Origin of the sequence: Actinomadura sp. WMMB 499 (assembly GCF_008824145.1) — a bacterium.
GTDB lineage: Bacteria > Actinomycetota > Actinomycetes > Streptosporangiales > Streptosporangiaceae > Spirillospora.
This window is the reverse complement of record NZ_CP044407.1, coordinates 5,951,033-5,962,922: the sequence shown is the minus strand read 5'-3', so window position 1 is coordinate 5,962,922 and position 11,890 is coordinate 5,951,033. Positions and strand designations below refer to the sequence as shown.

Sequence of the window (11,890 nt, the reverse complement as noted above, 5' to 3'; positions counted from 1 at the left end):
TCGCAGGAGCCCGCGACGCTGTACCTGCGGAAAGAGGGCGGGGCCTGGAAGCTCTGCGACCCCGAACGCGACCGATGGACCGGGTGGCGGGGTGGCTCACCGGGCTCGGGCGCCCCGTGGCATCGGCCAATCCCAACGGGGCCTCCGTTTACCCTGGCCGTACGGCGGAGGGGCGGGCATGATGAGCGAGCTGGTCGCGGGCATCGGGCTGATGGCGGCCGGGGCGGCGGTCGCGGCGCTCGGCGTCGGGGTGATCTCCGCGGGGACCGGGGCGTTCGGGCTGGAGACGCGCACCTTTACGCGCATCGACTGCGTCTCCGTCCGGGCCGACGAGGGCGGCACCGTCTGGCACTGCAAGGGAGAGAGTCCCGAGCAGGTCCGCGCGAACGACGAGGCCGCGGAACGCGCCATGCTGGCCGCGCTGCGCGCCCATCGTGAAGGTGTCCCGCGCAGGGAGCCACGGCAGCGGACCCGCCTGACCTTCGTCGACCACGACGGGCGGAACGATCCGGAGCGGGTGACGGCGTCGCGGGTGGGCGGCCGGTGGATCGCCCACTCCGGCAACGTGGTCGGCACCGGCGTGCTGCTGACGATCGGCGGCGCCGCCGCCGTCGGGTGGGGCGGCTACCGGACGCGGCGCGCACGCGGCGACCGGACGGGCTCGATCGGTCGGGTGTCCCTGCGGAAGGATGACGGCACCCGGAAGGCGCGCGACCCCGAACACCGGCGCCGAGCGCTACCTTGAGCGCACGACCGGGGAACGTGGACAGGGCGGGAGCGGTGCGTGGGCGTTGGGCTGGTGCTGGTCGGAGCGGCGACGGGTGCGATCGGTGTCGGCATCGTCTCCGCGGGGAGCGGGACGCTCGGCTGGGAGACCCGCGTGTTCACCCGGATCGACTGCGGTGCCGTGCAGGTGAAGGGCGGGTCGGTCTGGCACTGCACCGGAGAGGCTCCCGAGCAGGTGCGCGCGAACGACGAGGCCGCGAACCGCGCCCCGCAGGCCGCGCCGGGCGCCCGGCGCGAGGACGCCCCGCGCACCGGGCCGCGGCAGCGGACCAGGCTGATGTTCGTCGAGCACGACGGGCGGAACGATCCGCAGCGGGTCGCCGCGTCGCGGGTGGGCGACCACTGGATCGCCCACTCCGAGCCCGTGGTCGGCGTCGGCACGCTGCTGACGATCGGCGGCGGCGTCGCCGTGCTCTGGGGCGGCCTACGGTCGCGCTTTGCGGACGGCTGACCGCCGGAGTCGGGCTCAGTCGGGCTGCCGGGTCGCCGCCATCGTCTCCCGCTCGTAGGTGAGCAGGGCCTCCACGACGAGGTCCCGTTCGGCCGGCGACATCGGCTCGAAGGCCGTGCGCCAGGCCGCGGCGCCCGCGCCCAGCCAGCTCTCGATCGCGGGACGGTGCGCGTCGGCGATGCTCACGATCGTGCGGCGCCGGTCGCGCTCGTCCTCGCGGCGCAGCAGGACGCCCTGGCGGCTGAGATCGGCGACCATCAGGCTCACGGTCGTGGAAGCGAGTTCGAGCCGGCCGGCGAGTTCCTTGACCGTGGCGGACTCGTCGTAGAGCAGCAGTGCCAGCAGTGACAGGTGCCGGGGCGTGAGCGCGAAGTCGCGCAGCCGCTCCGGGATCGGCATCCGCTTGGCCCGCGCCATCAGCCGCGGTATCAGCAGGATCATCTCGCGCACGCTCTGGTCGACGGTGCGCCCGTCCGTTGACATCGCCCCTCCCTCGCTTTAGGTTTGCTTTCAAATCTATTTGATAGCAAACGCTTTCCCTGGAGGATACCCATGCCCGTCCACGACCTGGACCACGTCACGCTCGGCGTCCGGCACCTCTACGCGAGCGCCGAGCGGCTGCGCGCCGAGACCGGCCTGCGTAGCCACGAGGGCGGCTGGCTGGACGTCATGCCGACCGCCCACCGCACCGTCCCGCTTCCGGGCGGCGCGTACATCAACGTCGAGTCCGTCATCGACCATCACGCCGAACTGCCCCCGGGCGTGGACGCCTTCCGCGACTGGTTCGAGGAGACGACCCGGCGCGGCGACCACTGGATGACCTGGAACCTGCGGGCCCGCACCCGCGCGGACCTCGAGGACGTCGCCCGCAGGCTCGGCGGCGAGGTGGTCACGGCACCCGGAGCGCGGCGGCCGGACGGCTCGACCTCGACCACCGTCATGGCGCCGGGCGACGCCTCGGTGACCTGGGCGCGCGGACTCCCCAACTGGTACTTCCGCGAGGACGACCGCCCCGCACCGCCCGCCGAGCACGAGCGTCCGCTGCGCGAGATCGCGTGGCTGGAACTGGGCGGCGACCCGCGGGAGGTGGAGGAGCACGTGGGCGCCGAGACGTTCGCCGCGCTCCCGCTGCGGTTCGTCGAGGGCCCGGCCGGGCTGCGCGGCATCGGGCTGACCGCCCGGGACGGCGGGGAGATCGCGCTGCGCGCCCCGTCCGGCGCGCCCGGCCTGGCCGAACTCGCCGCCCGGACGGCCTGAGGCCGCGATGTCCACCCTCCTCTACCGGCTCGGCCGGTTCGGCCACCGCCGCCGCCGGCTCGTCGCGCTGCTCTGGCTGGCCGTCGCGCTGGCGGCCGGCACGGCGGCCGCCACCCTGTCCGGCCCGGCCGTGACATCGTTCAGCCTCCCCGGCACCGAATCGCAGGAGGCCCTCGACCTGCTGGACGAGCGCTTCCCCGGCACCCCGATGGACGGCGCGTCGGCGCGCATCGTGTTCGCCTCCCGCGACGGCGCGCCCGTCGACGGCGACCGGCGGGCGATCGAGGGCATCCTGCGGGACCTCGCCACCGGCGCGCAGGTCCAGGAGGTGATCGGCCCGTTCGAGGCAGGCCTGCTCTCGCCGGACCGGACGATGGCGCTCGCCGAGGTGTCCTACGAGGTCGGGTTCCCGGAGATGGCTGAGGAATCGAAGGAGGCGCTGCACGAGGCGGCGCGCGCGGGCGAGCGGGCGGGCCTGACCGTCGAGCTGGGCGGCGACGCGCTGGAACCCGAGTGGGCGGTCGGCGGCGAACTCGCGGGCCTGGTCGTCGCCGCGGTCGTCCTGGTGCTGACCCTCGGTTCCCTCCTGGCCGCCGGGATGCCGCTGCTCACCGGGATCACCGGCGTGATCGTCGGCGTCGCCGGGATCACCGCGGCCACCGGCTTCATCGACCTCGGCGCCACCACCCCGATCCTGGCGCTGATGCTGGGCCTGGCCGTCGGCATCGACTACGCCCTGTTCATCATGTCCCGCTACCGGGAGGAGCTCGCCGCCGGGCGCGCCCCCGACGACGCGGCCGGGGTGGCGGTCGGGACGGCCGGGTCGTCGGTCCTGTTCGCCGGGCTCACCGTCGTCATCGCGCTGGCCGGGCTCTCGGTCGTCGGCATCGGGCTGCTCGCCGAGATGGGTCTCGCCGCCGCCGCGACCGTCGTGATCGCGGTCCTCGTCGCCCTCACCCTCCTGCCCGCCCTGCTCGGTTTCGCCGGGCCCCGCGTCCTCGACCGGCGGCGGGCGCCCCGGGCGGACGGTCCGTCCCGGCCGGGCCTCGGCGGGCGGTGGGCCGCGCTCGTCACCCGCAGGCCCCGCGCCACGCTCGCCCTGGCCGTTCTCGCCCTCGGCGTCGTGACGAGCCCGGTGGCCGCGCTGCGGCTCGGGTTCCCCGACCACGGGACCTACCCGGAGGAGACCACCCAGCGGCAGGCGTACGACGCGATCGCCGAGGGGTTCGGGCCGGGCCACAACGGTCCGCTGCTCGTCGTGGTCGACGCGGCCGGCAGCCCCGACCCGCGGGGCGCCGCGGACGCCGTCCGGCGGGCGCTGGCGGCGACGCCCGGCGTCGTCGACGCGGCCCCCGCGCAGTTCAACGAGGCCGGGGACACGGCCGTCCTCGGCGTGATCCCGGCGGGCGGGCCGGACAGCGCGCGGACCACCGAACTCGTCGAGACGATCCGCGCCGACGTGCGTCCCGTCGCGGACCGGGCCGGCGCGGGCATGGCCGTCAGCGGCGGCACCGCGGTCCTGATCGACTTCAACGACCGGATGCGCGACGCGCTCGTCCTGTACCTCCCGATCGTCATCGGGCTGTCCTTCCTGCTGCTGATGGCGGTCTTCCGGTCCGTGATCGTCCCGCTGAAGGCGACGCTCGGGTTCCTGCTGAGCCTCGGCGCGACCTTCGGGACGCTCGTGGCGATCTTCCAGTGGGGGTGGCTCGAACCGATCGGCGTGCCGCCGACCGGCACCGTGATCAGCACGCTGCCGATCCTCATCATCGGTGTCGTGTTCGGCCTGGCCATGGACTACGAGGTCTTCCTGGTGACCCGGATGCGCGAGGAGTACGTCCACGGGACGCCCGCGGTGCGGGCGGTGCGCGCCGGGTTCCGGCACGGCGCGCGGGTGGTCGCCGCGGCGGCGGTCATCATGGTCAGCGTGTTCGGCGGCTTCGTGCTCGGCGACTCCAGCGACATCATCCAGATGGGCGTCGCCCTCGCGACGGCCGTGGCCGTGGACGCCTTCGTCGTCCGGATGACGCTCGTCCCGGCCGTCCTCGCCCTGTTCGGCGACCGCGCGTGGTGGCTGCCCGGGTGGCTGGGGCGGCTGCTTCCCGACCTGGATGTCGAGGGCCGGCGGCTGGAGCGGATCGCGGGGCCGCCCGCCGGGCCGCCGCCGGACGGCGAGCGCGGCGCGGACCCCGTTCCCGCCCCGGCGGGAGACCGCTGATGCCCGAGACCGACATCAACGTCGTCGGGGCGGGGGTGGCGGGCCTCGCCCTGGCGCGCCTGCTGCCCGCGGACCGGCGGGTGCACCTGTACGAGTCGGCGTGGGACGCCCGGGCGGTGCCGACCGTCTTCGGGTTGTGGCCGCCCGCGATGCGGGCCCTCGACACGCTCGGCCTCGCCGCACCGGTCCGGGCGCTGGGGCGGCACCTGGACTCGGCGCGGTTCCACGACCGCTCCGGCACGGTGCTGGCGGGGCTGGAGGACCGGGACGTGTGGCTCGTGTCCCGGACCGACCTCGTGGAGCTGCTCCGGGGCGGGCTCCCGGCGAACGTGATCGTCCACCGCGAACGGGTCGACGATCCGGACGCGCTCCCGGGGGCACTCGTCGTCGGCGCGGACGGCGTGCACAGCACGGTGCGGCGCGCCCGGTGGGGACGGGCGGGCGCTCCCCGGCGGCTGGGCGCGACCGCCGTCCGCGGCGTGGTCGACGATCCGCGGCGCCGGACGCGCTCGAGGAGTACTGGGGGCCGGACGCGCTGTTCGGGATGACGCCCCGGCCGGGCGGGGGCACGAACTGGTTCGTCACGGTCCCGGAGCGGCGGTTCGCCGACCCGGCCGGGGCGCTGGCGGCGGCCCGCGAACGGTTCGCGGCGCATCCCGCGCCGGTGCGCCGGGTGCTCGCCGCCGCCGACCCCGGGCTGACGTTGGTCAACGACCTGTGGGCGGCCCGCTGGCCGGGACGGCTGGTGCGCGGCCGGGCCGTCCTCGTCGGGGACGCGGCGCACGCCATGTCACCGAGCCTCGGCCGGGGGGCGGGCGAGGCCCTGGTGGACGCGGTCGTGCTGGGCACGGCGCTCCGGGACCTGCCCGTGCCCGCGGCGCTGCGCCGCTACGAGCGCGGGCGGCTGCTTCCGGCGCAGGGGATCCGCTGGGCCTCGGCCGCCGCCCTGCGCGTCGCCACGACCCGCCGCGAGCGGGTCCGCGACCGGATGCTGTCCCTCGCCCCCGGATGACGCGGCGGCGACACGGCGGGTGACGCGGCGCCGGGCCGGCGGGCGGGCGCCGCGTCAAGCGCCGCGCGCGCACTTCGCGCGCGAGACCAGACCCGAGGGCAAAACTAACCACATGGTAAGTTTTGTTCGGCAACGCTGCGCGAGGAGGACGAAACGTGGGCTTTCCGGACGGGTTCCTGTGGGGGCGGCGACGAGCCCCCACCAGACGGAGGGGAACAACGTCGCGAGCGACTTCTGGGCGCTGGAGAACCGGCCGGACGGCTTCCTGCCGGAGCGCAGCGGGGACGCGTGCGACTCCTACCACCGCTGGCCGGACGACCTCGACATCGTCCGCGACCTGGGCCTGAACGCCTACCGGTTCGGCCTCGAATGGGCGCGGATCGAACCCGTCGAGGGGCATGTATCGCGGGCCGCGCTGGCACACTACCGCCGCCTCGTCGAGGGGTGCCTGGCGCGGGGCCTGACCCCCGTCGTGACGCTGCACCACTTCACGAGCCCGCTGTGGTTCTCGAAGGCCGGGGGCTGGACGGGCGACGGCGCGGTCGAGCGGTTCCGGCGGTACGTGCGGGCGGGCGGCCGATCCTGGACGGGGTGCCGTGGGTCTGCACGATCAACGAGCCGAACATGCTCGCGATGATGGCGAACATGGTGGCGGCGCGGGAGCGCAGCGAGAACGTCGCCGGGCGCCATGCCGCCTCCCGACCCGGCCGTCGCCGACGCGCTGACGGACGCGCACCGCGCAGCACGCGCGGAACTCGGGACGGACGTGCGGTCCGGCTGGACGGTCGCGAACCAGAACTTCGAGGCGGCCGGCGGCGCGGAGGCCGAGCGGGACCAGTGGGCGTGGTCGCGCGAGGACCGGTTCCTCGACGCGGCGCGCGACGACGACTTCGTCGGCGTGCAGGCGTACACGCGGGTGCGGATCGGCGCGGACGGGGCGCTTCCCGAGCCCGCGGACGCGCGGCGCACGCAGACCGGCTGGGAGTTCTACCCGGCGGCGCTCGGCAACGCGGTGCGGTACACGGCGGAGCGGGTCCCCGGGGTGCCGATCCTCGTGACGGAGAACGGCATCGCGACCGCGGACGACGGCGAGCGCGTGGAGTACACGCGGGGCGCCCTCGAGGGCCTGCGGGCGGCGATGGGTGACGGCGCCGACGTCCGCGGGTACCTGCACTGGTCGCTGCTCGACAACTACGAGTGGGGGACGTACGCGCACACGTTCGGGCTCGTCTCGGTCGACCGGGACACGCTCGCCCGCACCGTGAAGCCGAGCGCGCGCTGGCTCGGCGAGGTCGCCCGCACGGGCACGCTGCCGTAGCCGGAGGGGGCCGGCCACGGCGCGGTGCGACCGGCCCCCGGTCCCTCCCTCGGGACCCGAGTCCCCTCAGGCCCCCGGCGTGCCGTCCGGCGTCTCCCCCGACGACCGGACGGCGGCGACGAGTTCGTCCACGACGTCTCCGGTCAGGCCGATGCCGAACGTGCCGAACTTCGCCAGCGGGATCCCCCGGGCGAGCGCCAGCAGCGCGGGCGACCCCTGCGCGGTGAAGCCGTCCGCACCGCGCAGCCGCGACCGGAGCACCCGCGCCCCGACCGGATGGTCGAGCCACTCCCCGAGCGTGGACATGCGGCCCAGCTCGTCGGTGCGGCCGTCCCCGGGCGTGGTGAGCTCGGCGCGGAGCCGGATGTCGCGCGACGACGCGCCGACCTCGACGGTGAAGGCGCCCGCGTCGATCCGCCAGTCGCCGCGGGAGACCGACCACTGCGCGATGTCGCGGCCGGTCAGCGCGAACCGGACGCGCGTGCCCTCCCCCGGCGCCAGCCGGACCTTCGTGAACCCGCGCAGCTCGTGCCGGGGCCGCGTGGGCCGCTCCTCGTCGAACGCTACGTAGAGCTGGACGACCTCGTGCGCCGTCCGCTCGCCGGCGTTCGTCACCGTGGCCTCGACCGTCCACGCGTTGGGCCCGGTCTCGCGCGCGTCGAGGTCCGAGTACTCGAACCGCGTGTAGGAGAGGCCGTGCCCGAACGGGTACGCGACGTCGGTGCCGAGCGTGTCGTGGTACCGGTAGCCCACGTACCGTCCCTCGCCGTAGACGACGTGGCCGTCCGCGCCGGGGAAGTGCAGGTGGGACGGGACGTCGGCGAGCCGGTCCGGGATCGTCTCGGTGAGCCGCCCGGACGGGCTGTGCGTGCCGAGCAGCAGGTCGGCGATGGCGGAACCGCCTGCCTGCCCCGGCAGCCAGCCCTCCAGGACGGCCCCCGCGGCGTCCTGCCATCCGGAGACCGAGACGACGCCGCCGTTGGCGAGGACGACGACGACCCGCGGGCACGCGGCGGCGACGCGGCGCAGCAGCTCGGTCTGGACGGCGGGCAGGTCGATGGTCGTGCGGTCGAACCCCTCGGACTCGGCCTGGTCGGGCAGGCCGAGGAAGACGACGGCGACGTCGGCCGACGCGGCGGTGTCGGCGGCCTCGGCGGCGAGCGCCGCGTCGGGCTCGCCGTCCAGCCGGTATCCGGCGGCGAACGTCGCGGCGGTGCGCCCGCGGAGCGCGTCCCACGCGCTGTCGAGGCGGGTCGGGACGACGTGGGAGCTGCCGTGCCCCTGGTAGCGCGGGGTGCGGGCGAGCTCGCCGACCACGGCGACGCGGCCGGGGTCCTCCAGGGGCAGGACGCCGTCGTTCTTCAGCAGGACGATCGAGCCGCGGGCGGCCTCGCGGGCGAGTTCGTGGTGCGCGTCGACGTCCCAGTCCTCGAACCGTTCGGCGTCCCGCACCCGCCGGACGACGCCGATCACGCGATCGGCGGCGCGGGTGACGGCGCTCTCGTCGAGGCGTCCCGCACGGACGGCGTCCACGATCTCCCGGTCGGTGCGGGTGGGCGGCATCTCGAGGTCGAGCCCGGCGGCGAGCGCGGCGACGCGGTCGTTGACGGCGCCCCAGTCGGAGACGACGGCGCCGTCGAAACCCCACTGCTCGCGCAGGACCTCGGTGAGCAGCCAGCGGTTCTCGCCGGCGTACACGCCGTTGATCCGGTTGTAGGAGCACATCACCATGGCGGGCGCGGCGGTCCGGACGATGTGCTCGAACGCGGGCAGGTAGATCTCGCGGAGCGTCTGCTCGTCGACGTCCGCGCTGACCCGCATCCGGTCGGTCTCCTGGTTGTTGACCGCGAAGTGCTTGACGCACGCGCCGATGCCGCGGGACTGGATGCCGGCGACGAGCGCGGCCCCCATGACGCCGCTGACGTGCGGGTCCTCGGAGAAGTACTCGAAGTTGCGGCCGCACAGCGGCGACCGCTTGATGTTGACGCCGGGCCCGAGGAGCACGTCGGCGCCGAGCGCGGACGCCTCGCGGGCGAGGGCGGCGCCGACCCGGCGGGCCAGATCGGCGTCCCAGGACGAGCCGAGCGCGACGGCCGGGGGGAAGCAGGTCGCGGGGACGCTGTCGGTCAGGCCGAGCGCGTCTCCGGACCCCTTGTTCTGGCGCCGGACGCCGTGCGGGCCGTCCGCGAGGGTGATCGCGGGCACGACGTCCCGGACCTCTTCGGTGTGCCAGGTGTCGCGTCCCGAGGTGAGCGACGCCTTCTCCTCCAGGGAGAGGGAGGCGGGGTCGCGGTCGGTCTGTGTCATCCGTTTCCTTACGCGGGCGAGGGCGGGGACAGGGGCGGTTCGGGCGAGCCGCTACCGGACGTCGCGGACGTCGCGGGCGTCGGCGGCGCGGGCTCGGCGGACAGTTCGAGGGCGAGCCCGAGCTGGCGGAGGAACGCGACGACGGACGCGTGCATGTCGACGGCCTCGGGTTCCAGGAGCCACTGCGTCTGCAGGCCGTCCATGAGGGCGAGGAACTGCCCGGCGACGATGCCCGCGTCGTGGTGCAGGGGCGGGTCGGGCCGGGCGAACAGCTCCGCGAACGCGTTGGTGAGCCGTTCGCGGAGCAGCCGGTAGCGCTGGACGAAGTAGTCGTGCGCGGGGTGCTCGGGATCGGTGGCCTCGCCGGAGATCTTGACGTACAGGCCGACCATGCCGGGCGTCCGCATGTTCCGGTGGACGATGCGGACGACCGCGTCCAGCAGCAGCTCGGGACGCTCGTCGGTGCCGGGCCCGAACATCAGTGCCGCGTCGGCGCGGTCGCGGCGGCCGAGCACCTTGACGAGCACGTCCTCCTTGCCGGGGAAGTGGTGCAGCAGGCCCGCGTGGGTGAGCCCGGCGTGCGCGGCGATGTCGCGCAGGGAGACGGCGTGGAACCCGGACCGGGAGAACAGCTCGGTGGCCGCGTCGAGGATCGTCGCGCGGGTCCGCTCGCCCTTGGTGGGCCTCTTGCGATCCGCGGACCCCGTGCGGGCGGGGGTCCGGCGGCCGCCGGACGCCCGTCGCGGGCTCTGTTCGCTCATGGTGCGGGCCTTCCTGGGATGTCGGGCTGGGTGGGGGTCATCCTTCAGCGCATCCTTCGACCGAGCAAAACCTACCACGTGGTTAGTTCTGCATGTATGCTCGCCGACACCCCGGCGGCATCTCCGGCCGCCCCGCACGTGGCACAGCCGTTGTGCTCGGAGAACGGAGTTGACGATGCAGAAGATCAGGAGAGGCGCCGCGGCCCTCGCGGCGTGCGCCACGGCGGCGGCCGCGCTCACCGCGTGCGGCGGCTCGGGCGGCGGGAGCGGCTCGTCCGACTCCCTCACCGTCGCGACGATGACGCTGCCGCAGAGCCTCGACCCCAAGGACGCGGCGGGCAGCGCGCTGCCGTTCTTCCAGGCGGCCTACGACACGCTGATCAAGCGCGAGCCGGACGGCTCGTACAGCCCGATGCTCGCCACGAAGTGGGAGTACAACGGCGACCGCACCGAGCTGGCGCTCACCCTGCGCGGTGACGTGAAGTTCGACGACGGCACGCCGTTCGACGCGTCCGCCGTGAAGGCCAACATGGAGCGGTTCGCCAAGGGCGGCGGCGGGATGGCCAAGACGCTCGCGGACGTCGAGAAGATCGAGGTCACGGACGCCACGCACGCCGTGCTGCACCTCAAGCAGCCGAACCCGGCGATGCTGTTCTACCTGAGCGACGCGGCCGGGCTCATGGCCAACCCGGCGAAGTTCGACGACGCGGGCGACCCGCTGAAGACGAAGCCGGACGGCACCGGCCCCTACGACCTCGACTCCGGCCGGACGGCCATCGGCACCAAGTGGGTGTACAAGGCCGCCACCGGTTACTGGGGCACGAAGCTGCCCTACAAGGAACTGACGTTCCAGTACTTCGACAACGAGACCGCGATCGTCAACGGGCTCAAGACCGGGCAGGTCAACGCGGCCGTCCTGCAGACGGCCAACGCGCAGGCCCGCATCGAGGAGGACCCGGGCGTCGAGACGCAGAAGCAGGAGTTCGACTTCCAGGGCATCCTGCTGTTCGACCGAGACGGGAAGATCGCGCCCGCGCTCGCCGAGCCGAAGGTGCGGCAGGCGCTCAACCACGCGATCGACCGCGCGACGATGCTCGCCAAGATCCGGCAGGGGCGCGGCGAGGTGACGAGCCAGGTGTTCGGCACCGAGAGCGTCGCCTACCAGGAAGAGCTCGACTCCCACTACTCCTACGACCCGGCGAAGGCCAAGCAGTTGCTCGAGGAGGCCGGGTACGCGGACGGCTTCGAGCTCAAGCTGCCGCGGATCTCCGCGATCGTCTCCGACGCGCTCGCCTCCTCCCTGCAGACGTACTTCAAGGCGATCGGCGTCGAGCTGACCTGGGACGACATGGACCAGTCGGCCGTCCGGCGCATCTTCACCGACCGCGAGTACCCCGGCATGGTCATGAACATCGGCCAGTCGTCCAGCGACTGGGTCGCGATCGGCGAGCTGGTGCTGCCCGGCACCTTCAACTTCTTCGGCACCACCGACGGGACCGTGCGGAAGCTGCTGCCGCAGATCGCCGCCGCCCAGGCGCAGGAGGCGGAGCCGCAGCTCCACGAGCTGAACCGGCACCTCGTGGAGGACGCCTGGTTCGTCCCGTTCTACCGGCTGTCCTACCTGCACGTCTCGGACGGCGACGTGACGATCGAGCCGCAGTCCGGCATGGCCCTGCCCTCGATCTACAACTACGCGCCGGCCGAATGACGGCCCGGGAGGCCGGGCGGCCCGCTCCCGTCCGGCTTCCCCCGAACCGCCCTCCCCACCACAGAAGCCGAG

Annotated in this window: 12 protein-coding genes; 9 read left to right on the top strand and 3 right to left on the bottom strand. The window is 74.3% G+C overall.

The window, feature by feature from the left end; genetic code table 11:
• Positions 1–178: 178 nt before the first annotated feature.
• Positions 179–745, top strand: coding sequence for a hypothetical protein (locus F7P10_RS26815; RefSeq protein WP_218040151.1), 567 nt, complete (start codon positions 179–181; stop codon positions 743–745).
• A 39-nt stretch (positions 746–784) separates the two neighbouring features.
• Positions 785–1,237 carry a hypothetical protein gene (locus F7P10_RS26810; protein WP_151013324.1) on the top strand — a complete coding sequence of 151 codons (453 nt, stop codon included), beginning with the start codon at positions 785–787 and terminating at the stop codon, positions 1,235–1,237.
• Positions 1,238–1,252: 15 nt separating this feature from the next.
• Here the strand turns inward: F7P10_RS26810 and F7P10_RS26805 are convergent, their stop codons facing one another.
• Complete coding sequence (locus F7P10_RS26805; RefSeq protein WP_151013322.1) at positions 1,253–1,720, bottom strand: MarR family transcriptional regulator; 468 nt, start codon at positions 1,718–1,720, stop codon at positions 1,253–1,255.
• A gap of 69 nt (positions 1,721–1,789) precedes the next feature.
• Here F7P10_RS26805 and F7P10_RS26800 point away from each other — a divergent pair, with 69 nt between their 5' ends.
• The 6 genes from F7P10_RS26800 to F7P10_RS43485 all read left to right on the top strand — a co-directional run bounded on the left by F7P10_RS26800 (position 1,790) and on the right by F7P10_RS43485 (position 7,042).
• Positions 1,790–2,494 (top strand): VOC family protein, encoded by a 705-nt coding sequence (locus F7P10_RS26800; RefSeq protein ID WP_151013320.1) that lies wholly within the window; start codon positions 1,790–1,792, stop codon positions 2,492–2,494.
• 7 nt (positions 2,495–2,501) lie between these two features.
• Positions 2,502–4,712, top strand: coding sequence for an MMPL family transporter (locus tag F7P10_RS26795; protein WP_151013318.1), 2,211 nt, complete (start codon positions 2,502–2,504; stop codon positions 4,710–4,712).
• Positions 4,712–5,260 (top strand): hypothetical protein, encoded by a 549-nt coding sequence (locus F7P10_RS42715; protein WP_176611673.1) that lies wholly within the window; start codon positions 4,712–4,714, stop codon positions 5,258–5,260. Before F7P10_RS26795 ends, F7P10_RS42715 begins: the two co-directional genes overlap by 1 nt.
• The gene (locus tag F7P10_RS42710; protein ID WP_176611672.1) at positions 5,257–5,724 is read left to right on the top strand and encodes an FAD-dependent monooxygenase; all 468 of its coding nucleotides are present in this window, start codon (positions 5,257–5,259) and stop codon (positions 5,722–5,724) included. The genes F7P10_RS42715 and F7P10_RS42710 overlap by 4 nt, the downstream gene beginning before the upstream one ends.
• A 178-nt stretch (positions 5,725–5,902) precedes the next feature.
• On the top strand, positions 5,903–6,361 hold the full coding sequence (locus F7P10_RS43490) for a family 1 glycosylhydrolase (RefSeq protein WP_218040150.1): 459 nt from the start codon (positions 5,903–5,905) through the stop codon (positions 6,359–6,361).
• Positions 6,362–6,412: 51 nt separating this feature from the next.
• On the top strand, positions 6,413–7,042 hold the full coding sequence (locus F7P10_RS43485; protein ID WP_218040149.1) for a family 1 glycosylhydrolase: 630 nt from the start codon (positions 6,413–6,415) through the stop codon (positions 7,040–7,042).
• Positions 7,043–7,108: 66 nt separating this feature from the next.
• On the opposite strand, the gene F7P10_RS26780 is transcribed toward F7P10_RS43485, so the two are convergent.
• Positions 7,109–9,349, bottom strand: coding sequence for a glycoside hydrolase family 3 C-terminal domain-containing protein (locus tag F7P10_RS26780; protein ID WP_151013315.1), 2,241 nt, complete (start codon positions 9,347–9,349; stop codon positions 7,109–7,111).
• A gap of 8 nt (positions 9,350–9,357) precedes the next feature.
• Positions 9,358–10,110 (bottom strand): TetR/AcrR family transcriptional regulator, encoded by a 753-nt coding sequence (locus tag F7P10_RS26775; RefSeq protein WP_151013313.1) that lies wholly within the window; start codon positions 10,108–10,110, stop codon positions 9,358–9,360.
• Positions 10,111–10,285: 175 nt separating this feature from the next.
• Here F7P10_RS26775 and F7P10_RS26770 point away from each other — a divergent pair, with 175 nt between their 5' ends.
• The gene (locus F7P10_RS26770) at positions 10,286–11,818 is read left to right on the top strand and encodes an ABC transporter substrate-binding protein (RefSeq protein WP_151013311.1); all 1,533 of its coding nucleotides are present in this window, start codon (positions 10,286–10,288) and stop codon (positions 11,816–11,818) included.
• Positions 11,819–11,890 lie beyond the last annotated feature (72 nt).

Coding starts and splice junctions, on each gene's coding strand:
- F7P10_RS26815 (WP_218040151.1), top strand. CDS start 179: ATGATGAGCGAGCTGGTCGCGGGCATCGGGCTGATGGCGGCCGGGGCG.
- F7P10_RS26805 (WP_151013322.1), bottom strand. CDS start 1,720: ATGTCAACGGACGGGCGCACCGTCGACCAGAGCGTGCGCGAGATGATC.
- F7P10_RS26800 (WP_151013320.1), top strand. CDS start 1,790: ATGCCCGTCCACGACCTGGACCACGTCACGCTCGGCGTCCGGCACCTC.
- F7P10_RS26795 (WP_151013318.1), top strand. CDS start 2,502: ATGTCCACCCTCCTCTACCGGCTCGGCCGGTTCGGCCACCGCCGCCGC.
- F7P10_RS42715 (WP_176611673.1), top strand. CDS start 4,712: ATGCCCGAGACCGACATCAACGTCGTCGGGGCGGGGGTGGCGGGCCTC.
- F7P10_RS42710 (WP_176611672.1), top strand. CDS start 5,257: ATGACGCCCCGGCCGGGCGGGGGCACGAACTGGTTCGTCACGGTCCCG.
- F7P10_RS43485 (WP_218040149.1), top strand. CDS start 6,413: ATGCCGCCTCCCGACCCGGCCGTCGCCGACGCGCTGACGGACGCGCAC.
- F7P10_RS26780 (WP_151013315.1), bottom strand. CDS start 9,349: ATGACACAGACCGACCGCGACCCCGCCTCCCTCTCCCTGGAGGAGAAG.
- F7P10_RS26775 (WP_151013313.1), bottom strand. CDS start 10,110: ATGAGCGAACAGAGCCCGCGACGGGCGTCCGGCGGCCGCCGGACCCCC.
- F7P10_RS26770 (WP_151013311.1), top strand. CDS start 10,286: ATGCAGAAGATCAGGAGAGGCGCCGCGGCCCTCGCGGCGTGCGCCACG.